Annotated in this window: 16 protein-coding genes; 14 read left to right on the top strand and 2 right to left on the bottom strand. The window is 62.8% G+C overall.

What is annotated here, in order from left to right; genetic code table 11:
- The first annotated feature begins 2 nt into the window (after positions 1-2).
- Entirely contained in the window at positions 3-1,844 is a 1,842-nt protein-coding gene (locus ACNOHI_RS24065; protein ID WP_420477262.1) for a nitric oxide reductase activation protein NorD, read from the top strand.
- A gap of 9 nt (positions 1,845-1,853) precedes the next feature.
- Here the strand turns inward: ACNOHI_RS24065 and cobA are convergent, their stop codons facing one another.
- Positions 1,854-2,678, bottom strand: coding sequence for a uroporphyrinogen-III C-methyltransferase (cobA, locus tag ACNOHI_RS24060; RefSeq protein ID WP_420477261.1), 825 nt, complete (start codon positions 2,676-2,678; stop codon positions 1,854-1,856).
- 242 nt (positions 2,679-2,920) lie between these two features.
- Between cobA and ACNOHI_RS24055 the strand changes: the two genes are divergently transcribed.
- The 8 genes from ACNOHI_RS24055 (at position 2,921) to ACNOHI_RS24020 (ending at position 11,002) form a co-directional block, all read left to right on the top strand.
- Positions 2,921-4,648 carry a cytochrome D1 domain-containing protein gene (locus ACNOHI_RS24055; protein ID WP_420477260.1) on the top strand — a complete coding sequence of 576 codons (1,728 nt, stop codon included), beginning with the start codon at positions 2,921-2,923 and terminating at the stop codon, positions 4,646-4,648.
- 89 nt (positions 4,649-4,737) lie between these two features.
- Positions 4,738-5,130: a c-type cytochrome gene (locus tag ACNOHI_RS24050; protein ID WP_420477259.1), complete on the top strand. Its 393-nt coding sequence runs from the start codon at positions 4,738-4,740 to the stop codon at positions 5,128-5,130.
- Positions 5,131-5,137: 7 nt separating this feature from the next.
- Positions 5,138-6,292 carry a cytochrome D1 domain-containing protein gene (locus ACNOHI_RS24045; protein ID WP_420477290.1) on the top strand — a complete coding sequence of 385 codons (1,155 nt, stop codon included), beginning with the start codon at positions 5,138-5,140 and terminating at the stop codon, positions 6,290-6,292.
- Positions 6,293-6,299: 7 nt separating this feature from the next.
- Positions 6,300-7,310, top strand: a complete 1,011-nt coding sequence (locus ACNOHI_RS24040; protein ID WP_420477258.1) for an Lrp/AsnC family transcriptional regulator — start codon at positions 6,300-6,302, stop codon at positions 7,308-7,310.
- A complete protein-coding gene (locus tag ACNOHI_RS24035) occupies positions 7,303-7,746 on the top strand; it encodes an Lrp/AsnC family transcriptional regulator (protein ID WP_420477257.1) in 444 nt (147 codons plus the stop codon). Before ACNOHI_RS24040 ends, ACNOHI_RS24035 begins: the two co-directional genes overlap by 8 nt.
- Complete coding sequence (locus ACNOHI_RS24030; protein ID WP_420477256.1) at positions 7,746-8,237, top strand: AsnC family transcriptional regulator; 492 nt, start codon at positions 7,746-7,748, stop codon at positions 8,235-8,237. Before ACNOHI_RS24035 ends, ACNOHI_RS24030 begins: the two co-directional genes overlap by 1 nt.
- A 12-nt stretch (positions 8,238-8,249) precedes the next feature.
- Positions 8,250-9,452 carry a heme d1 biosynthesis radical SAM protein NirJ gene (nirJ, locus tag ACNOHI_RS24025; RefSeq protein WP_420477255.1) on the top strand — a complete coding sequence of 401 codons (1,203 nt, stop codon included), beginning with the start codon at positions 8,250-8,252 and terminating at the stop codon, positions 9,450-9,452.
- The gene (locus ACNOHI_RS24020; protein ID WP_420477254.1) at positions 9,449-11,002 is read left to right on the top strand and encodes a cytochrome D1 domain-containing protein; all 1,554 of its coding nucleotides are present in this window, start codon (positions 9,449-9,451) and stop codon (positions 11,000-11,002) included. Before nirJ ends, ACNOHI_RS24020 begins: the two co-directional genes overlap by 4 nt.
- A gap of 217 nt (positions 11,003-11,219) precedes the next feature.
- Here ACNOHI_RS24020 and ACNOHI_RS24015 read toward each other — a convergent pair whose 3' ends face one another.
- Complete coding sequence (locus ACNOHI_RS24015) at positions 11,220-14,546, bottom strand: 7TM diverse intracellular signaling domain-containing protein (RefSeq protein WP_420477253.1); 3,327 nt, start codon at positions 14,544-14,546, stop codon at positions 11,220-11,222.
- Positions 14,547-14,743: 197 nt separating this feature from the next.
- Here ACNOHI_RS24015 and ACNOHI_RS24010 point away from each other — a divergent pair, with 197 nt between their 5' ends.
- The 5 genes from ACNOHI_RS24010 (at position 14,744) to ACNOHI_RS23990 (ending at position 20,660) form a co-directional block, all read left to right on the top strand.
- A complete protein-coding gene (locus ACNOHI_RS24010; protein ID WP_420477252.1) occupies positions 14,744-16,513 on the top strand; it encodes a GMC family oxidoreductase N-terminal domain-containing protein in 1,770 nt (589 codons plus the stop codon).
- A gap of 106 nt (positions 16,514-16,619) precedes the next feature.
- Complete coding sequence (locus ACNOHI_RS24005) at positions 16,620-18,365, top strand: alpha/beta fold hydrolase (RefSeq protein ID WP_420477251.1); 1,746 nt, start codon at positions 16,620-16,622, stop codon at positions 18,363-18,365.
- Positions 18,358-19,893: a hypothetical protein gene (locus ACNOHI_RS24000; RefSeq protein ID WP_420477250.1), complete on the top strand. Its 1,536-nt coding sequence runs from the start codon at positions 18,358-18,360 to the stop codon at positions 19,891-19,893. Before ACNOHI_RS24005 ends, ACNOHI_RS24000 begins: the two co-directional genes overlap by 8 nt.
- A 111-nt stretch (positions 19,894-20,004) precedes the next feature.
- Positions 20,005-20,217, top strand: coding sequence for a hypothetical protein (locus ACNOHI_RS23995; protein WP_420477249.1), 213 nt, complete (start codon positions 20,005-20,007; stop codon positions 20,215-20,217).
- A gap of 17 nt (positions 20,218-20,234) precedes the next feature.
- Positions 20,235-20,660 (top strand): OsmC family protein, encoded by a 426-nt coding sequence (locus ACNOHI_RS23990; protein WP_420477248.1) that lies wholly within the window; start codon positions 20,235-20,237, stop codon positions 20,658-20,660.
- The last annotated feature ends 643 nt before the right edge of the window (positions 20,661-21,303 follow it).

Below are 21,303 nucleotides of genomic sequence, written 5' to 3'. Positions count from 1 at the left end.
CCATGGAAGAATTCGTCGGCGGCTTGTGGGACAAGCTGATTACGCGCACCGCCTACCGCGGCTTCCCGAAGGCGCGCGTGGAGCTGAAGGATATCGAAAAGCTTGCGCCCATCTTCTTCCGCGCGCTCGGCGGTGATGCCGGGCTCAACATCCGGTCGGGAACGGCAACGGCACACGGCGCGCGGCGCAGCTGGATGGAGCGGGTGGCCGGCATTGGCGAAAAAACCGAGCTGGCATGGACCGACGACGCCACGCTGCACCTGCCAGCCTCGATCGACCTCTACCCCGAGCAGGCGCTCAACCGCGAGCTCTATCTCTGGCTGATCGCGCTGGCGGCGCATGACGTCGCGCCGGACGCGGACTGGATCGTGCGCAACCAGGAAGCGGCACGCGCCACGCTGGAAGCCTTGCCCGGCATGCAGTCCCGCTATCGCCGTCTGCTCGAGGCGGAAATGGCAAGGCGCATGGACCCGGCCAAGCTGCCCGCAGCGGACGCCAAAGCGGAGCAGACGATTCGCGATGCACTGTTGCAGCCCGGATCGGTAACCGCATTCACGCCGGGGACCAAGCCACCGTTCCCGGTGCCGCTCTGGCTCCACCCCGATCCGCCGCAGCCGTCAGGCGAAGCCCGCAAGGCAGGGCAGGGCGAACCCCAGCAGCCCGAGGGCGGCAAGGTCAACAAGGACGAGGAAGCCCGCAAGCGCGCCGCCGAGAACGTCGATATGCCGAAGGCGGACAACCCCTTCGTCCTGCTGTTCCGCGCCGAAAGCCTGTTCACCTGGGCTGAATACGTGAAGGTCAATCGCTCGCTCGAAGAAGACGACAACGACGATGCGGTAAAGGCCGCCAACGACCTCGACGTCATGAGCGTTGCCAACGATGGCAAGACGACGGCCAGCCGCATCCGCTTCGACCTCGACCTGCCGGCAGAGGCGGATGACGACCTCGTGCTGGCCGACGGCATCCTCCTGCCAGAATGGCATTACCGCAAGCAGCAGATGCAGCCTGCGCATTGCCGCCTGCAGATGCTGCTTTCGCGTGACGCGCAAGCCTGCGACCTTCCGGTGGAATTGCGTCCCGCCGCGCGCCGGCTGCGCAGCCAGTTCCAGGCGCTGACCTCGCAGCGTGCCCGCCTGCGCGCGCAGGCCAACGGCAGCGACCTCGACCTGGACGCCTGCGTGCGTTACGCCGCGGAGAAGGCGAGCGGCGTGCCGACCTCCGAACCCGGCCTCTACATCGACAGCCGCAAGCAGCAGCGCGACCTGTCGTGCCTCTTGCTGGCCGACCTGTCGCTGTCCACCGATGCCTGGGTAAGCAATTCGGCGCGCGTCATCGACGTGATCCGCGACAGCATGATGCTGTTCGGTGAAGCGCTGGGTGCGACCGGCGACCGGTTCGCGCTGTATGGATTTTCGTCGGTGCGGCGCGAGAACGTGCGCTACCACCTGCTCAAGGGATTCGACGAGCGCTACGGCGGCGAGGTGCGCGGAAGGCTCGCGGCGCTCAAGCCCGGCTTCTACACCCGCATGGGCGCGGCGATCCGGCATTCGGCGGCCATCCTGTCGAAGCAGCGCACCGCGCGCAAGCTGCTGCTCATCCTCACCGACGGCAAGCCGAACGACCTGGACAAGTACGAAGGACGGTACGGCATCGAGGATACGCGCATGGCGGTGCAGGAGGCGCGTCGGCTGGGTCTCACACCGTTCTGCGTGACCATCGACGACAAGGCGGGGGAGTACCTGCCGCATCTGTTCGGTGCCAATGGCTTTGTGGTCGTGCGTGACGCGCAGACCTTGCCCAAGGTGCTGCCGAACCTCTATGTGCAGTTGACGGGGGAGCGGTAAGAGCGCTCCTCAGCAGAAGACTTCCGCCGTCTCCACGTTGCCGGCCACGGTGTTGAACCACTGCAGCTTCCGGTGCAGTGCCGTGACTTCGCCGATGATGATCAGGCAGGGCGATTGCAGGCCCAATGCTGCCACCAGGTCCGGCATCGCGGTCAGCGTACCGGTCACCACGCGCTGCTGTGCCGTCGTCCCTTTTTCGACAACGGCGGCCGGTATGTCACGCGATTGTCCATGTGCAATCAGCTGCCGCGCGATTTCCGGCAGCGCGTTCAAACCCATGTAGATCACCACGGTCTGGCGCGGACGTGCCAGCATGTCCCAGTCCAGATCGAGCGTGCCGTCCTTCAGGTGTCCGGTGGTAAAGATGCAGGACTGGGCGTAGTCGCGGTGCGTAAGGGGAATGCCGGTGTAGCAGGAGACTCCACTGGCGGCCGTCACGCCAGGCACCACTTCAAACGGAACGCCGTGCGCGGCCAGGGTTTCCAGTTCTTCTCCGCCCCGGCCAAAGATGAAGGGGTCGCCGCCCTTGAGCCGCACCACATTCCTTCCCTGTTTGGCCAGACGCACCAGCAGGTCGTTGATATCGCCCTGTGCCATCGTGTGTCGCCGATTCTGTTTCCCCGCGTAAATGCGCTCCGCATCCTTGGCGAACAGCGCCACGATGCCTGTCCCTACCAGGTGGTCGTACACGATCACGTCCGCGGACCCGAGAAGGCGCGCCGCGCGTACGGTCAGCAGGTCCGGATCTCCCGGGCCGGCGCCGACGAGAAACACTTTTCCGGGGCATTGGCCTGCCTGGCCTTGCCCGGCGCGCACGGGCGGAAAGGGTGACATGGTGGGGGCTCCTTATCAATGAATTCCATTGCGCATCCGACGCACGTCGGATCGACATCAATGTATTCCCCGCGAGTCCGAAAAAAATTGATGGATATTAAGGAAATGGAAATTGACCGAGCGCAAAGTGTCGGACAGCCTGAATCGCCGCATGTACATTTCATCATTCGGCGCAGTAAACGGTTTCTTATGAAGCTGTTTCTCTTGTGGTAGTCCAACATCCTTCTAGAAGGAGAATCAACATGAAGCTGAAGAAGCAGGTTGTTCGCCCCCTGGCGGCAATACTGGCAGCTCTGCCGTTTGCTGTTGCTGTTGCGCAGGTCTCGCCAGACAAGACACCTCATGCCGGGCCGGAAGTGAAGTACCAGGCCGGCGCGTCGCCGCTCGCCAATGAGGAAATGCACCAGAACATCAACCCGAAGGCGCCGCCGATGACCAAGGCGGAGTTCGACCGCGCCAAGCAGATCTACTTCGAGCGTTGCGCAGGCTGCCACGGGGTGCTGCGCAAGGGCGCGACCGGCAAACCGCTGACGCCGGACATCACGCTCGCCAAGGGCACGGATTACCTGAAAGTCTTCATCGCCTACGGCTCGCCCGCGGGCATGCCGAACTGGCAGACCTCCGGTGACCTTTCCGAGCAGGAAGTCGACATGATGGCCCGCTACATCCAGCAGGAGCCGCCGACGCCGCCGGAATTCGGCATCAAGGAAATGGAAGCCTCGTGGAAGGACATCGTCCCGGTCGCCAAGCGCCCGACCAAGAAGATGAACAACTACAACATCGCCAACATCTTTTCCACCACGCTGCGGGACTCCGGCGAAGTGGCGCTGATCGACGGCGATACCAAGAAGATCATCAACATCGTCAAGACCGGCTATGCGGTGCACATCTCGCGCATTTCCGCATCGGGACGCTACCTGTACGTGATCGGCCGCGATGCGCGCATCAACCTGATCGACCTCTGGATGGAAAAGCCGGACAACGTCGCTGAAATCAAGATCGGCCTCGAAGCACGCTCGGTGGAAACCTCCAAGTACAAGGGCTTCGAAGACAAGTATGCCGTTGCCGGCTCCTACTGGCCGCCGCAGTTCGTGCTGATGGAAGGCGAGACGCTCAAGCCGCTGAAGATCGTGTCCACCCGCGGCATGACCGTCGACAACGAGTACCATCCGGAACCGCGCGTCGCCTCCATCGTTGCGTCGCACTACAACCCGGAATTCGTCATCAATGCCAAGGAAACCGGCAAGATCTACCTCGTCAACTACAGGGACATCAACAACCTGAAGACGACGACGCTGGATGCTGCCAAGTTCCTGCATGACGGCGGTTTCGATTCGACCGGACGCTACTTCATGGTGGCCGCCAACGCCTCCAACAAGATCGCGGTCGTGGACACCAAGGAAGGCAAGCTGGCCTCGATCGTGGATGTGGGCAAGACGCCGCACCCGGGACGCGGCGCCAACTTCAAGCATCCGAAGTTCGGTCCGGTATGGGCGACCAGCCACCTCGGCGACGAAACGATCTCGCTGATCGGCACCGACCCCGTCAAGAACAAGGCACAGGCCTGGAAGGTTGTTGCCACCTTGAAGGGCCAGGGCGGCGGTTCGCTGTTCATCAAGACCCATCCGAAGTCGAAGAACCTGTGGGTCGACACGCCGCTGCACCCGGATGCCAAGGTCAGCCAGTCGGTGGCCGTGTATGACATCAACAACCTCGACAAGGGCTTTGAAGTACTGCCGATCGCCGAGTGGGCCAATTTGGGCGAAGGCGCCAAGCGTGTCGTGCAGCCCGAGTACAACAAGGCTGGCGACGAAGTCTGGTTCTCGGTGTGGAACGCCAAGGACAAGGTCTCGGCTGTCGTGGTCGTGGATGACAAGACCCGCAAGCTGAAGACCGTGATCAAGGATCCGAAGCTGATTACGCCGACCGGCAAGTTCAACGTCAACAACACGCAGCACGACGTTTATTGATGTACGGCGCATCTCCGCGTTCAGCGCGCGGAGATGCCGCAAGCGCCCGCTGCCGGCGCTTGCGGACTGCCGAAAACAGGAGCAGCAGCATGAACCCTGCATTACTCGGATCCGGAAGACTGCTTCCCCCGGTTTATTACCTGGGCAAGGGCCTGCTTTTCCTTGCCTGCGCACTCCTGCACCTGAACACCTTCGCGGCATCCGATGCCGCACCTTATTCCCCCGATCCCGCTCGCCGCGCTGAACTGATCCGCCTCGTGCGCCAGGACTGCGGCTCCTGCCATGGTCTGACGCTCAAGGGCGGCCTCGGACCGGCACTGCTCCCCGAAACCTTGCGCGACAAGCCCGCCGAGTCGCTGATCGCGACCATCATGGGCGGCCGTCCCGGCACCCCGATGCCGCCGTGGAACCGCTTCGTCAACGAGCAGGAAGCCGCGTGGATCGTCGACAATTTGCAGAAAGGATTTCCCGGTGAGCGCTAAATGCTTGATGGCGGCAATATCCCTGGTGCTCGCGGGCTGCGCGAGTGAACCGCTGCGCGGCACGGGCGACCTCGGCGTTGTGATCGAGCGCGCCAGCGGCAGTGTGCAGGTGGTGGAAACGTCCGGCCAGAAGGCGATCTCACGCGTCGAAGGCCTGGGCGACTTGTCCCATGCCTCGCTGGTGTATTCGCGCGACGGCCGCTATGCCTATGTCTTCGGACGCGACGGTGGCCTCACGAAAGTGGACCTGCTCAAGGGCGCGATCGTGAACCGCGTCATCCAGGCCGGCAACAGCATCGGCGGTGCCATTTCTCAGGATGGCCGCTGGGTCGCTGCGCAGAACTACACGCCGGGTGGCGTCAAGATCTTCAATGCCGATACGCTGGAAATGGTTGCCGATATCCCTGCTACCTACGGCGAGCAGGGCGCGCGTGCGAAGGTGGTCGGCCTGGCCGATGCGCCTGGCAACCGCTTCGTCTGGAGCTTGTTCGAAGCCGGCGAGATCTGGGTCGCCGACGTGACCGACCCGCGTTCGCCGAAGGTCGACAAATTCCGCAATATCGGGCGCGAACCCTATGACGGCCTCGTCACACCGAACGGCCGCTATTACCTCGCCGGACTGTTTGGCGAAGACGGACTGGCCATGCTCGACCTGTGGTATCCGGAGCGCGGCGTCAAGCGCGTGCTCGATGGTTACGGCAAGGGCACCGAGAAAATGCCGGTGTACAAGATGCCGCACCTGCGTGGCTGGGCAGTGGCGGGGCGCTTTGCCTACCTGCCAGCCATCGGACGCAATGAGGTGCTGATGCTCGACATGGAAACCTGGAAGGAAGCCGGGCGCATTCCGGTCGGCGGCCAGCCGGTGTTCGTCATGGCGCGTCCTGACGGCCGCCAGATCTGGGTCAACTTCGCCTTCCCCGACAATTCCCACGTGGACGTCATCGATGCCGAAGCGCGACGCGTCGTCAAGCGCCTGGAGCCGGGCAAGACCGTCCTGCACATGGAATTCACGCCGCGCGGCGAGGCTGTCTGGATCTCGGCGCGCGACGACAACCGGGTGGTGGTGTACGACACGTCGTCGTTTGTCCGCAAGGTGGAACTGAAAGCCGAGGCACCGAGTGGCATCTTCTTCACTTCGCGCGCAGCGCGAACCGGATTCTGAGGTCCGCATGAACGCCGCCCGCGTCTCCATCCAATCCCCACTCGACCTGGAACTCCTGAACGGCTTCCAGCGCGATTTTCCCCTGCAGCCGCGGCCCTTCGCCGCCATGGCCGACAAGCTCGGTGTCGATGAATCGCTGGTCATCGAGCGACTGCGGACCCTCCGCGACAACGGCGCGATCAGCCGCATCGGCGCCGTGTTCCGTCCCAATGTGATCGGTGCGAGCGCACTCGCAGCGCTGGCGGTTGCGCCGGAACGGCTCGAGTGCGTGGCGAGCTTCGTCAGCGCATTCGCCGAAGTCAACCACAACTATGAACGCGAGCATCGCTACAACCTGTGGTTCGTGGCCGCTGCGCCGTCCGTGGAACGGCTCAATGCCGTGTTCGCGGAAATCGAGGAAGTGTGCGAATCCGGCCCGGTGCTGGTGCTGCCAATGGTCGAGGAATACCACATCGACCTTGGATTCGACTTCGCCGCCTACGATGCCGGCAAGGGCGTGCGTCCTTCCCGCGTGGTGCGCTGCCCGCCCGTCACCCTGGACGAGACCGAGCAACGCGTCGTTGCTGTGTTGCAGGAAGGGCTGCCCATTGTCGAGCGGCCGTTCTCCTGTCTTGGTCTGTCCGAAAAGGATGCGATTGATCTGATCGGACGCTGGCTCGACGACGGCCTGCTCAAACGCATGGGCGTCATCGTGCGTCACCATGAGCTGGGCTACACCGCGAATGCCATGACCGTCTGGAACGTGCCGGACCACGAGGTGTCAGAGGCAGGACGCCGCATCGCCGAAAGCGGCCGCGCCACGCTGTGCTATCGCCGGGATCGCCGCCTGCCCGACTGGCCCTACAACCTGTTCTGCATGATCCACGGCAAGGACAGGGAAGACGTGCAGGCGCGGATCGACGCGCTCTCCGCGGAATGCGGGCTCGATGCCTGGCCGCGCCATGTCCTGTTCAGCTGCCGCCGCTTCAAGCAACGCGGCGCGCACTATGCAAGCATGCCGGAGACGCGCCATGGATGACATCGACCGCCGCATCATCAATTCGCTGCAAGGCGGTCTGCCGGTATGCGAGCGCCCTTATCTCGCGGCGGCGCAGACGCTGGGCATTGGCGAGGAGGAATTGCTCCAGCGCCTGTCGGCTCTCCTCGGCAACGGCACGCTCACCCGTATCGGACCGCTGTTCCAGATCGAACGCATGGGCGGCGCCTTCACGCTCGCCGCCTTGAGCGCGCCGGCGGAGGACTACGAGCGCATCGCGGCGACCGTCAATGCGTTTCCCGAAGTGGCGCACAACTACGAGCGCACCCACGACCTGAACATGTGGTTCGTGGTGGCGGCGGAAACACCGGACGGCATCGACCGTGCCATCGAACGCATCGAGCGCGACACGGGCTGCAAGGTCTACAACTTCCCGAAGTCGCGTGAATATTTCGTTGAACTAAAGCTGACTGTCTGATGACTCCTACCGACGACATCGACCGCGCCATCATCGTCGCCACGCAGCAGGGCCTGCCGCTGGTTGCGCGTCCCTACCATGCGATCGCCGAGCAGGTCGGCATCAAGCCGGACGAAGTGATGGCCCGCATGAACGCCATGCTCGACCGGGGACTAATCCGCCGTATCGGCGTGGTGCCGAACCATTACGCCATCGGCTACGTCGCCAACGGCATGTCGGTCTGGGATGTGCCCGACGAACACATCGACGAACTCGGCGAGCGCGTCGGACGGCTCGATTGCGTGAGCCACTGCTACCGCCGTCCGCGTCGCCCGCCGCAATGGAACTACAACCTGTTCGCGATGGTGCACGGACGCACGCGCGACGAGGTAGAAGCGAAAGTCGCACAGATCGCCGCCTTGCTTGGCGAGCACGTGCGCGGCCATGACGTGCTGTACAGCACGCGCATCCTGAAGAAGACCGGCCTGCGGCTGGCCAAGACCAAATCCTAGAAGGAAAAAACCATGTTCCGCATCAGCCAATACATGCGCGAAATCGCTGAACCGACGCCCCTCGGCCCGAAACGCAATCCGCCCGGCCCGGTCGTTATCTGGAACCTGATCCGCCGCTGCAACCTGACATGCAAGCACTGCTACTCGATTTCCGCCGACCATGACTACGAAGGCGAACTGAACACGGAAGAAGTGTTCAAGGTGATGGACGACCTGCGCGCCTACCGTGTCCCGGTGCTGATCCTGTCGGGCGGCGAACCGCTGCTGCGCCCGGACATCTTCGACGTCGCCCGGCGCGCGAAACAGATGGGCTTCTACGTCGGCCTGTCCAGCAACGGCACGCTCGTCGATGCATCCAATATCGACCGCATCGCCGAAATCGGCTTCGATTACGTCGGCATCAGCCTCGACGGCATCCGCGCCACGCACGATGCTTTCCGGCGCAAGGAAGGCGCGTTCGATGCCTCGCTGGAAGGCGTGCGCCTGTGCCGCGACAGGGGCATCAAGGTCGGCGTGCGCTTCACGCTGACGCAAGACAATGCGCGCGATCTGCCGGGGCTGCTGAAATTGGTCGACGACGAAGGCATTCACAAGTTCTACCTCTCGCATCTCAACTATGCGGGACGCGGCAATACCAACCGCGGCAGGGATGCCTTCCTCGAAACGACGCGCAATGCGATGAATCTGCTGTTCGACACCTGCTGGAACGACCTGCAGCGCGGTGTGGAAAAGGAATTCGTGACCGGCAACAACGATGCCGACGGCGTCTTCCTGCTGCACTGGGTGCGCCGACACATGCCGGAGAAGGAAGCGCACCTGCGCGCCAAGCTGGCGCAGTGGGGCGGCAATTCTTCCGGCGTCAATGTTGCCAATATCGACAACCTGGGCAACGTGCACCCGGATACGTTCTGGTGGAACTACACGATTGGCAATGTGCGCGACCGGAAGTTTTCCGAGATCTGGAGTGACACGTCCGATCCGCTGATGGCCGGCCTGAAGGCATCGCCGCGCACCATCAAGGGCCGCTGCGGCGAGTGCAGTTATTTCGACGTCTGTGGCGGCAACACGCGCGTGCGCGCGATGCAGCTCACCGGCGATCCATGGCAGGAAGATCCCGCATGCTATCTCCACGATGACGAGCTCGGCCTGACGGGCGAACGCGAGCGGGTGCAGCTCAAGCCCTACTTCAAGATCCGGACCGCGAGGGCATCATGATCTGGCGCATCGTCCTGACCGCGGCAGCGGCGGCCCTATCCCTTCAAATGGGCAAGGCATGGAGTGCCGATGCCGACGCCCTGTATCGCACCCACTGCGCCGCATGCCACGGCGCGGATCGCCTTGGCGGAACCGGGCCGGCACTGCTGCCGGGGAATCTCGAGCGCCTGCGCAAGCCCGCGGCGCTTTCGACGATCGCCGACGGACGGATCGCCACGCAGATGCCCGGCTTCAAGGACAAGCTGAACGAGGAAGAGATCAAATCCCTGGTCGACCTGGTCTACACGCCGCTGCCGACCATGCCCACATGGGGCATGGCCGAAATGCGCGCGTCGCGCATCGAGCACCGCGCCGCGGCCAGCCTCGGCGACAAGCCGGTGTTCAAGGCCGACCCGATGAACCTGTTCGTCGTGGTCGAGCTGGGTGACCACCACGCCACCATCCTGGACGGCGACAAGCTGGAACCGATCACCCGCTTCCCGACGCGCTATGCGCTGCACGGTGGCCCGAAGTTTTCGCCGGAGGGACGCTATGTCTACTTCGCCTCACGTGACGGCTGGATTGCCAAATACGACATCTGGAACCTCGCGCTGGTGGCGGAAATCCGTGCCGGCATCAATACGCGCAACCTCGCGGTATCGAGCGACGGGCGCTTCGTGATGGTCGCCAACTACCTGCCGCACACGCTGGTGGCGCTTGATGCGAAGGATCTGCAGCCGATCAGGATCATCGACGTCAAGGACGACAAGGGAAAGAGTTCGCGCGTCTCGGCGGTGTACGATGCCGCGCCGCGCAAGAGTTTCGTTGCCGCGTTGAAGGATATTCCGGAAGTCTGGGAACTGACGTACGACGACAAGGCGGAGCCGGTGTACAACGGCATGGTCCACGACTACAAGATGGGCGAGGGTGTTGCGGTAAAGGGCCCGTTCCCGGTGCGCCGCATCGTGCTGGAGGATTACCTGGATGATTTCTTTTTCGACGCCCGCTACGACCATCTGATCGGCTCCTCGCGTGAAGGGAAGGGGCAAGTCGTCAACCTGAACATCCGCCGCAAGATCACCGATATCGAACTGCCGGGCATGCCGCATCTCGGTTCCGGTATTTCATGGGAGCTCGACGGCCGGCCGGTGATGGCTTCGCCCAACCTGAAGGATGGCCTGGTCACGGTCATCGACATGAAGACCTGGAAAACCGTGAAACAGGTGAAAACGCTGGGGCCGGGATTCTTCATGCGCAGCCATGAGAATACGCCCTATGCCTGGGTCGACGTGTTCAACGGCACGAAGGATCGGGACGTGATCCAGATCCTGGACAAGAAGACGCTCGAAGTGGTCGCGCAGCTGCGCCCGAGCCCGGGCAAGGTCGCGGCGCATACCGAGTTCAGCCGCGATGGCAAGTATGCGCTGGTGAGCATCTGGGAGAACGAAGGCGAGCTGGTGGTGTACGACGCGCAGACGCTCAAGGAAGTGAAGCGCCTGCCGATGCGCAAGCCGTCGGGCAAGTACAACGTGTTCAACAAGATCACCCGCTCGGCGGGGACCAGTCATTGATGGTCGACTAGTTGCGCGTGGGTTGGAGGGCGGGCAACCATGTTCGATTTATCGCTAAAACCTCCCCGTCATTCCCGCGAAGGCGGGAATCCATAGGCAGGTAGTACGAGCAGCCTCACCATGGATTCCCGCCTTCGCGGGAATGACGGGGAAGGGGAATTTCAGTCATTGAAGGGAAGGTGCCCGCAAGCACAGATCAATTGAACCCCTAAGAATCCTAAGGCGTCACCGCCGCCTTCCGCTCCTCCAGCGCCGCCTGCACGAGGTTGATGGTCTGCTCCGTCAGCGCCTTGAAGCGCGCCAGCTGCTCGGGATTTTCGCAATGCTCGCCCAGGAGCTGTTCGAGTTCCGTGGCGCATCCGGCCAGCTCGGTCGCGCCGACGTTGGCTGCCATTCCGCGAATGCTATGAACGGCAGACTTGGTCCCGGCATGGTCGCACGAGGCAACGGCCGCCGTGAAGTGATCCACCGACGTCTGCAAGCTGGGCACGAGCATGTCCAGGACATGGTGGTAGAGCTCCACATCGCCCGACAGCCGGTCCAGGGTGTCGGCCGTATCGAATCCCGGAATATCGATGGGCACAGCGCCGGTGCCAGAAGGTGCGGGCGCCGGCACCATTTCCACGACGCTCAGCGGCGACAGCCAGCGCATGAGCGTCTGGTAGAAGTGTTCAGGGTTGATCGGTTTCGTGATGTGGTCCTGCATACCGCTCTTCATGCAGGCGTCGCGCTCTTCCGGCGTGGCATGGGCGGTCATTGCCACGATGGGCAGCTCGGAAAAGCGTTCATCCATGCGGATGCGGCGGGTCGCCGCGTGCCCGCCCATTTCGGGCATCTGGATGTCCATCAGCACCAGGTTGAAGGCGTCCGGTCCTTCGGCGAGCAGCTTGTCCACCGCAATACGGCCGTTGCCGGCAATCTCCACCTGCACCCCGGTTACCGTGAGCATTTCGCGTGCGATCTGCTGGTTGATTTCATTGTCCTCCACCAGCAGGACGCGGCAACCATCGAAGCGCGGCAGATGCTGCTGGCCAGGAAGACCTCGCGCCGGCTCCGGGCTGGCGGCCAGCACATTCACAAACGTGTCGTGCAGCAGGGACTGGTCGATGGGCTTGAACAGCACCGCGTCAATCGGCGCGTTTTCCGCCTGCCGCATTACATCCTCGCGCCCGAACGCTGTTACCAGGATCACTTTCGGAATGTGCGCCAGACCGGCCTTCTGGATGGCGGTCGCCAGCTCCGCGCCGTTCATGCCTGGCATGCCGAGATCGGCCAGGACGAGGTCGTAGGGCACGCCCAGGTCGGCATTGCGAATGGCGACCAGCGCATCGCCGGCGTTGGACGCGGCATTGACCTGTAGACCGAAGCCCTCGACCAGGTGGGTGAGGATTTCCCGCGCGGCGGGATTGTCATCGACTACCAGCACCCTGCATCCGAGCAGGCGTTCCGGCAGGCTCGGCAACGACACCGCGGTCTGCGCGGCGAGGCCGAAGCGAAGGGCGAATGTGAAGGTCGACCCCACGCCCTCCTGGCTCTGCAGCGAGATGCCGCCTCCCATCATTTCCACCAGTCGCCGGCTGATGGCGAGGCCGAGGCCCGTGCCGCCATACTTGCGGGTGGTCGAATCATCGGCCTGGGTGAAGGCCTGGAACAGCTTGGCCTGCTGCTCCTGCGACATGCCGATGCCGGTGTCTTCGACGTCAAAGCGCAGTTCCACGCCGTCGCTGCCGTTGGACACGACGCGGCAGCGCAATTGCACCTTGCCTTGCTGCGTGAATTTGATCGCATTGCTGATCAGGTTGATCAGGATCTGGCTGAGGCGCAGCGGGTCGCCGTTGAGGTGGACGGGCACGTCGTCGGCGACGTCGAACACATAGCGCAAGCCCTTTTCCGCCGCGCGCTGGCTGGTGACGGTGCTGACGTTGGCCAGCACCTCGTGCAGCGAAAAATCCGTCCTTTCGATGCTCAGCTTGCCGGCCTCGATCTTCGAGAAATCCAGGATGTCGTTGATCAGGCCCAGCAGCGAGACTGCCGCGCGATGGATCTTTTCGACGTAGTCGCGCTGCTTGCCGGTCAGGTCCGTGCGCAGCGCGAGGTAAGCCATGCCGATCACCGCGTTCATCGGTGTGCGGATTTCGTGGCTCATGTTGGCCAGGAAGGCCGACTTCATGCGCGACGCTTCCTCGGCCACTTCCTTTGCGTCTTCCAGCGCCTTCTCGTGCTCGCGCAGTTCACGGTTGGTGCGCAGCAGTTCCGTGGTGCGCTCGGCGACGCGTTGTTCGAGGATGCGTTCCGAACGCTTCAGGCTGTCCACCAGCTGCTGCTGGGCATTTTCCTTTTCCCGTTTCATCTGGTTGAAGCGGTCCGCCAGCGCCAGCGACAGCAGCAGCATTTCGAGCGCGGAGCCGATCTGGATGCCGTATACCGCCAGGAAATTGGGGATGCCCTTGACGCCGTAGCTGCGCAGGGCAGTGACCACTGCAGTGAGCACGAGGCAGCTGAATGCGAGCAGGAAGAAGCGCGCGCTGCGCTGGCCGCGCATCTTGCACACGATACCGACGACCAGCGCCAGCAGCATGTTGAGCATGTCGAGGGTGATGCCGGTACCAATGATCTGGTGGTACGGCAACACCCAGAATCCGATCATCTGCAGCACGTTGAAAGCGATCATCGCACGCATCACCTTGTCGAGGACCGGCACGGTCACGTCGGTCGCAAGCAGGCGGCGCTGGAAGAGCATGAGGGTCAGGCCGGTGAGCGCGAAGCCGATCATCGACGAAATCATCGACCAGCGCGGCGATTCCGGCCAGAGGAACTGGAAGCCGACGCCGCTGAAGGCGATGAGCGACAGCGCGTTTGCGCCGACGAACATCACATAGTAAAGATAGGTGCGGTCGCGCAGCGAGGCGAACAGCAGCAGGTTGTAGAGGCCCAGCGCCAGCAGCATGCCGAAGTAGAGCGCCTGGCCGATGTATTCATGCAGGCTTTCCTGCTCGAAGACTTTCGGTTCCCACAGCTTGGTAGGAATGTCGAGGGTGGTGCCGGTGGCGACCCGCAGGTAATACGTGATCTCCGTGCCGGCGGGAATGTGGAGCGGGAAGACGAAGTGCCGGTGATTGACCACGCGTTCCGCGTAGGGTTTCGAGTGGCCGGTCGAAATCCGGTTGAAGCTGAAATCCGACGGCGAATAGAAGTCGACGTGGTGCAGGTGGGTGAAGGGGACTTCGAGCAGACGGTCCAGGTCGCGGTCCGACTTGTTGGCGATTGTGATGCGCAGCCAGATGGCCGAGCGGCGCAGGCCGAAGTTGAGGGAGTCGTTCTTCAGGCGAGGCTGCTTGAAGCGTGGAGCGAATGCATCGCTGCTCACCTGGTCGATATTCCACACCTGGTCCACATCTTCCAGCACGGACCAGTAGGGCGTCAGATTGATCGGTTTGGGATCCGGCTTGCCATCCAGTTGGAGGTCGGCAGCTCCGCTCGCCGAGGCGAGGAGCAGCAGGCAGATTACCCAGCAGGCACGCATGAAACGAAAAGCGGACAACATCCCTCACCTGTTTGTAAATGTTACAAATTAGAAACAACTTCTATCGTAACAGCATACGTTAACGCAGTCTGCGTTTGAGCAAGTTGCGTCGTTGAAACATGCAGTTACAGAATTAACATTTCTTAACAGAAATCAAATATGATCCGAAAACTTCAATAATCGCGGTGCCTCTCGGCAAACCGCAAGGGGGAGGCACAATGAGCACCACTCTTCAACATGAAGCCGTCATCATCGGTAGCGGCTTCGGCGGCGCGGTGATGTCGGCCCGCCTGTCTCGCCAGTGGCCGGGCAAGGTCCTGGTGCTCGAGCGGGGCAAGGAATATCCGTTGGGCGCCTATCCGCGCAGTCCCGCGGACATGGCGGACAACGTCTGGTGTCCCGACGGCGATACCGCGCGCCGCCCCCGCGCAGTGCGCAAGCGCAAGGCCGAACGCGGCCACCTGACCGGCATGTTCGACATCCGGCATTTCGAGAAGATCGATACGGTTACATCTGCGGTCTACGGCGGCGGCTCCCAGATCTACGCGAATGTCTTCCTGCGGCCGCCGGCAGCGGTCTTCGAGCAGGGCTGGCCCTCCGCACTCAGGCGCGAGGTGCTGGCGCCGTACTATGACGTTGCCCAGCAGGTACTCGGCGCGCGGCCGGTGCCCCCGGCCAGCGGCGAGGATGACCGGCGCTACATCCGGCGTACCGAGCGCTTCCAGGAGTTCGCCCGGCAGGCCGAACTGCCCACGAAGATGGCTGACATCTGCGTCTATTTCGGCAACGATTACACCTATCGCGGCAGCGACAAGCCGGTGCCGCTCGGCGTGCAGGAAGCCAACCGTTACGGGGCGCTGCAAACGTCATGCACCTACTGCGGCGAATGCGATATCGGCTGCAACGTGCAGGCCAAGAATTCCGTCGATCACAATTACCTCCATGTGGCGCGCCACCGTTACCAGACCTCGGTGCGCACCCAGTGCGAAGTCGAGCGCATCGTGCCGCTCGATGCCGGTCATGCCGATGATCCCGACGGCGACGGCTTCCACGGCTACCGCGTGTATTTCCGCGACCTGCCGACGGGCGAGACGGTCAGCGTCACGACACAGCGCGTCGTCGTGTCCGCCGGAACGCTCGGCACCAACGAACTGCTGATGCGCAACCGGAATGTGCACAAGACGCTGCCACGCATTTCCTCGCGTCTGGGGCAGCAATTTTCGGGCAACGGCGACTTCCTCGCCTTTGCCGTGGATGGCACGAAGGAAGTCAATTCCACCTACGGTCCCGTCATCACGCAGTACACCGACCACCACCTGTACAAGGATTTCGACCGCAAGCAAGCCTTCCTGCTGGAGGACGCCAGCTATCCGACCCAGGTCGGCTGGGCGACTGCCGCGCTCGGCCCGGTGATGAGCCCGTTCGCGATGATTTGCACGACCGTCAAGCAGGTGCTCGCCTATGCCTTCGACAAGTTCTATCCGGGGCGCAAGCACAGCAGCGTCGGCTACATGGTGCAGAAGCTGTTTGCGCATGACCTGTCGCAGTACAGCGCAGTCCTGCTGTGCATGGGACTCGACAACGCGAAGGGCGTGCTGCGCCTGAACAAGGACGGCTGGCTCGACATCGACTGGCCGCAGGACAGCAACGAAACCCTGTACGACGCCATCATCCGGCTGGGGAAGCGCTTCACACAGTTCATCGGCGGCAAGCACTACCTGCCGATGCCGAACTGGCTGTGGCCGATCAAGAACAATGTGACCGTCCATCCGCTCGGCGGCTGTGCGATCGCCGACACGCCGGAGCAGGGCGTGGTCAGCGCGCAGGCCGGCAGCCGGGGGCAGGTGTTTGGCTACCAGGGACTGTACGTAGCCGATGGGTCGTTGATGCCGACGGCACTTGGGGCGAACCCGGTGGCGACGATTACTGCGTTGTCGGAGTGGATTGCGCATGACATGACGGGGGCGATGCCGGATTCGGGGTTGTAGGGGAGGGGGCCTGATCGCGGGAATGACGGGGCGAGGGGATGCGAAAGATCAGAAGAAAGCGCCCGCCTGCATGGCGCGCAAAGAACAATCCACAGGGAGCACGCGAATGTCCGACGAACTACGCGACGTAAAAATCGAATTCGCCGAAGTCATGAAAGGCTACGTCAGCGCCGAAGCCACCACTTTCGCGGACGGCTACGCCGACGGCGAAAAAGCCGGCCACGCGCTTGCGCTGCATGTCACCGTCCGCATTGCCGACCTCCACGCCTTCCTTCACACCGAAGGGCACGCCGGCACGCTTGAAGGGCATGTCGATTGCCCGCTGCTCGGCGGCGTCTGCCCGGTGCAGTCCGGCACCTTCCGGCTGATGCCCAATACTGCCGACCGCGACCGCAAGGTCATGTACTACCAGGTGTACTGCACCACGCCATCCGGCGAGCAGTTCACCTTCGTCGGCAACAAGCAGGTGCAGCACACGGCGCCGCTCGACCTGTGGCATGACACGACCACCTTGTTCGTCAATGTCTACCGCGGCCACGTCGATCCGGAAAAGCCGGCCCAGGCGGCGTTATGGGTAACGGGCATCATCAGCCTCGGCCTGCTGGACTTCATGCAGGTGCTGCGCGGCCTGAGCGCGAAGGATGCGCATGGCGCCACCAGCTTCGCGGGCCTGATCGCTTTCGGCCGCTTCTTTGCCGGAAAACTGTGGGACGTCTACGGACCGCATCTGCCGCCCGCACCCAGCCAGCCGCAGCGGACTTACGCAAAATTCACGCTTGAAGGCGTGCAGGGTGCTGCGATTTCCATGCATCCGTTTTCCACGGCGGACGGACTCACGCTCAATCTCACGCGCTTCTCGCGTGCAGCGAGCGACGACGTCGTCCTCATCGTCCACGGGCTGACGAGCTCGTCCGACATGTTCATCATGCCGGAGCACAGGAACCTGGTGCAGACACTGCTCGACGAGGGATTCCCGGATGTCTGGACGCTCGACTACCGGGGCAGCTGCCGCTTCCCGTACAACCTCGCGCGCAGCCGCTACAACTTCGACGATATCGCCCTGTTCGACCATCCCGCCGCGATTGCGGAATTGCGCCGGCACATCGGCCCGCATCGACGCATCCACGTGATTGCCCATTGCGTCGGCGCGCTGACCATGGCCATGAGCCTGTTTGGCAAGACGGTGCAGGGCGTCTCTAGCGTGATCCTGAACAGCGTCGCGCTCACGCCACACGTGCCGGTGTGGTCCGGCCTCAAGCTCGCCCTGGGGCCGTGGGCATCGGATTATCTGCTTGGCATCGAGTACTACAACCCGAGCTGGCGCCGCCAGCCCGGATGGTCGGTCGGCAAGCTGATCGCGATGGGCGCGGACCTGCTGCACCAGGAATGCGACTCGCCGGAATGCCACATGCTCAGCTTCATGTGGGGCACCGGCAGGCCGGCGTTGTTCAACCACGAGAACATGCTGAAGGTGACCCACGACCGGCTCGGCGACCTGTTCGGCGGGGTGGATGTGCACTACTACCGCCATGTGCACAAGATGGTTGCGGCGGGCAATACGGCCGTGAAGTTCGAGCCCGGCAATCCGCGCTATGCGGCGCTGCCCGACAATTACTTCGACCATGCGGCCGAGATCCGCACACCCATCCTGTTCGTCCAGGGGCAGGACAACCGCGTGTTTGCCGATTCCAACATCCGCTGCCATGAGCGGCTGGAAAAGATCGTTCCCGGCCGCCATCGCCTGCATCTCGTTCCCGGTTACGGCCACCAGGATATTTTCATGGGCAAGGATGTCGCGAAGGATGTCTTCCCCCATCTGTTCGCCTTCCTGCGGGAGCATGCCCATGGCTGAACGCGAACTCCCGCCCGGCCTGGTCATGTGGCCGGCCGGCACGGCAAGCAAGAACCGTGTGTGCGTGCTGATCAGCGACATCCATTGCACCGACTGCACGGTCGGCAACCAGACGGCGTCGGAGACGGACTGGCAGCTCTTTTTCGAGCAGATGGAGTTCGCCGTGCACAATCCCGGCGACAAGGCGCAGGCGCCGCCGGAGCAGCGCATCGACGAGCTGCTGCTGATCCTCAACGGCGACATCGTCGACCTGATCCGCACCAGCAAGTGGGCCGAGGCAGGCATCTATCCATGGCAGCGCGACGATCCCCGCTTTGCTGAGATCATCCTCGACATCATGCGCGACATCGTCGCCATCCATGCCTGCGCGCGGCCGGAATGCAGCGAGCAGCCGTATTCCGGATTCTTCTACTGGATGCGGCAAAGCATTGCCTCCCTGCGCGCGCGCGGCATCGCGGTCACCGTGATCCCCATCGTCGGCAACCACGACAAGGAATTGCAGGTCGTGCCGGCGGCGCGGCAGCTGTTCTACGAGGAATGCCTCGGCATGACCGCGCTCGACATCGGTGACAGCTACCGTGCCTGGGTGGCGGCGCAGATGGGCACCGCGAAGGACGACATGTACCCGTGCATGCCGTTCTACTTTGCCGACACCGGCCTGCGCCTGCTCGCCACGCATGGCCAGTGGCGCGACCGGGACAACAGCCGGTCCACCGCGAACTGGAAGCTGTCGCGCGGCTGGCAGCCGCAGGTGTGGCAACAGGAGCAGTACCGCGCGTTCAGCGAGCCCTGTTTCGGCGACACGGTTGCCGCGGGCATGCTGTCGCGCTTCATCTGCAAGATGGCCGATACCATCGACAAGAACATGCCCGGTGCGGGGCGCATCTGCAACCTGCTCGATGAAATGGACCTGTATCGACCGTCGGTGTCGGCGGTGGTCCGGCTGCTGGCAGAATCGCGCCGTTTGGCCTGGCGCACGCCGGAGGCAAAGGGTCTGCACGACAAGGTGCTGCGCTGTTTCCGTGAAAGCCTGGTCGACTGGATGTCGCACGACGAAACCTGGAAGAGTGCGCATGGGGGCACGAAGTTCGGATTGCATGTACTGAGCGTCCTCAGCCGGATCCGCTGGTACTGGCTGGAGATCACGCTCATGCGCTTGATGGCGAAGGTGCAGGAGCCGGAGTCCGATATCAAGACCCGCACGCTGACCGGCCTGCCCGCTTTCCAGCCGTCCTATCGCGAGCTTGGCCTGCGCCTGCATGTGGAAGGGCATACCCATGTCGCGCTGGAGGCGGACCTGCAATTCCGGCAGCCGCGTCAGGGGCGCAACAACTACACCTACATCAATCTCGGCGCATGGCGCGATTCCATCTTGCCCAAGCGTAATCGCGGTTATCGCCGTCGTGGTATCGGACGCGCGCTGTTCATTTTCGACCTCGCGCGGCTGGCGCAACACACGCCCGGCGACACCTACCGCTTCTACGCCCGCGACATGACCAGCTGGGGCGACCGGATGGATAGCTGGTAGCACCGTCCTATTGATGTTCCGCAAAGCCCGGCGCGTTTTCGCGCCGGGGCCTGACCTGTCTCGCACAAAGCTTGTCGAAGTCCTTTACCCGTGTCGCGGAGAAAGGATGCAATGAAAAATCCCTGGATGAAGAAAAATCCGGTGATGAGCATGTGGCTCAGCGGCGCCAACGCGGTCGCCGGTTCCGCGCGCCGCCGGATCATGGCGGAAAGCAAGCGCCAGAGTGCGGCGATGATGACACGAGGCATGAAGCAGGTGACGGATTTCTGGACCGCGGCGCTTGACGTCAAGCCACCCGCGAAGCGAAGGAAGAAGCGGCATTAACTTACAGGAGAAGAAGCATGAAACGCAGTGCAACGGCCGCATGGAGCGGCGGACTCAAGGATGGCACCGGGACGGTCTCGCTGCAGAGCGGGGTGCTGTCGAACTCACGCTACGGTTTTCAGTCGCGGTTCGAGGAAGGGCCGGGGACGAATCCCGAGGAGCTGATCGCGGCGGCGCATGCCGGATGCTTCACCATGGCCTTGTCCTTGCAGCTGGAGGAGGCGGGGTTCAAGGCGGAGAGTTTGAAGACGGATGCTGTAGTGACGCTGGAGAAGGTGGCTTCGGGTTTTGAGATTACCAAGATTCATTTGAACCTGGCGGCGAAGGTGCCGGGGATAGGGCAGGATGTGTTTGATACGGCGGTGAATAACGCGAAGGTGGGGTGTCCGGTGTCGAAGTTGTTGAAGGCGGAGATTTCGCTTACTTCTAAGTTGGAGGGTTAGTTTTTTCTTCGGTGGCCCGAATCTGTGGTCACTCCGTTGATGCTAGCCGGGACTGGCCCCGGCGGGCCACCTACCTTTTTGCTTCGCCAAAAAGGTAGGCCAAAAAGGCGACCCTGGTTCCGCCGCCCCTTCGGGGTTCCCAAAAGAGCGCAGGAAAAATCGGGAAGCGCAGCAACTCGCCTTCGGCTCAGACAACTGCGCTTCTTTATCCGATTTTTCCTGCGCTCTTTTGGCGTCGGCACAAGGGAACTTCAAACCCATCCCCACCCTGGCCCTCCCCTTGAAGGGGAGGGAATGCGTCACTTGCCAGCGCCCGGAGAAATGTTCAGTTCCCTCCCCTTCAAGGGGAGGGCTAGGGTGGGGATGGGGTGCGCTCTTCACCCTTGTACGCAGCCGAAAAAATCCGGCACAAGGCGGAAAAAGAAGCGCAAATGTCTGAGCCGAAGGCGAGTTTTTGCGCTTCCCGCCTTGTGCCGGATTTTTTCGGGAACCCCGAAGGGGCTGCGGACCAGGGTCTGTAGGAGTCAACCACATAGGTAACAAAAAAGTTCAATCACATGGGTTACACCTTCAGGTTCAAGTAACCACGCTCGCCGCCCTTGCGCTCATCAAATCGGCCCAATGCAATTGGGCCGAAATACAC

It is taken from the genome of Noviherbaspirillum sp. ST9, from assembly GCF_048799745.1.
Classification (GTDB): Bacteria; Pseudomonadota; Gammaproteobacteria; order Burkholderiales; family Burkholderiaceae_D; genus Noviherbaspirillum.
The sequence above is the reverse complement of the archived record's forward strand: the minus strand, read 5'-3'. Positions and strand labels throughout refer to the sequence as shown.

Excerpts from the sequence above, each read along its gene's own strand:
- ACNOHI_RS24055 (WP_420477260.1), top strand. The coding sequence starts at position 2,921 with ATGAAGCTGAAGAAGCAGGTTGTTCGCCCCCTGGCGGCAATACTGGCA.
- ACNOHI_RS23990 (WP_420477248.1), top strand. The coding sequence starts at position 20,235 with ATGAAACGCAGTGCAACGGCCGCATGGAGCGGCGGACTCAAGGATGGC.
- nirJ (WP_420477255.1), top strand. The coding sequence starts at position 8,250 with ATGTTCCGCATCAGCCAATACATGCGCGAAATCGCTGAACCGACGCCC.
- ACNOHI_RS23995 (WP_420477249.1), top strand. The coding sequence starts at position 20,005 with ATGAAAAATCCCTGGATGAAGAAAAATCCGGTGATGAGCATGTGGCTC.
- ACNOHI_RS24065 (WP_420477262.1), top strand. The coding sequence starts at position 3 with ATGGAAGAATTCGTCGGCGGCTTGTGGGACAAGCTGATTACGCGCACC.
- ACNOHI_RS24030 (WP_420477256.1), top strand. The coding sequence starts at position 7,746 with ATGACTCCTACCGACGACATCGACCGCGCCATCATCGTCGCCACGCAG.
- ACNOHI_RS24045 (WP_420477290.1), top strand. The coding sequence starts at position 5,138 with ATGGCGGCAATATCCCTGGTGCTCGCGGGCTGCGCGAGTGAACCGCTG.
- ACNOHI_RS24020 (WP_420477254.1), top strand. The coding sequence starts at position 9,449 with ATGATCTGGCGCATCGTCCTGACCGCGGCAGCGGCGGCCCTATCCCTT.
- ACNOHI_RS24000 (WP_420477250.1), top strand. The coding sequence starts at position 18,358 with ATGGCTGAACGCGAACTCCCGCCCGGCCTGGTCATGTGGCCGGCCGGC.
- ACNOHI_RS24040 (WP_420477258.1), top strand. The coding sequence starts at position 6,300 with ATGAACGCCGCCCGCGTCTCCATCCAATCCCCACTCGACCTGGAACTC.
- cobA (WP_420477261.1), bottom strand. The coding sequence starts at position 2,678 with ATGTCACCCTTTCCGCCCGTGCGCGCCGGGCAAGGCCAGGCAGGCCAA.
- ACNOHI_RS24050 (WP_420477259.1), top strand. The coding sequence starts at position 4,738 with ATGAACCCTGCATTACTCGGATCCGGAAGACTGCTTCCCCCGGTTTAT.
- ACNOHI_RS24035 (WP_420477257.1), top strand. The coding sequence starts at position 7,303 with ATGGATGACATCGACCGCCGCATCATCAATTCGCTGCAAGGCGGTCTG.
- ACNOHI_RS24005 (WP_420477251.1), top strand. The coding sequence starts at position 16,620 with ATGTCCGACGAACTACGCGACGTAAAAATCGAATTCGCCGAAGTCATG.
- ACNOHI_RS24010 (WP_420477252.1), top strand. The coding sequence starts at position 14,744 with ATGAGCACCACTCTTCAACATGAAGCCGTCATCATCGGTAGCGGCTTC.
- ACNOHI_RS24015 (WP_420477253.1), bottom strand. The coding sequence starts at position 14,546 with ATGTTGTCCGCTTTTCGTTTCATGCGTGCCTGCTGGGTAATCTGCCTG.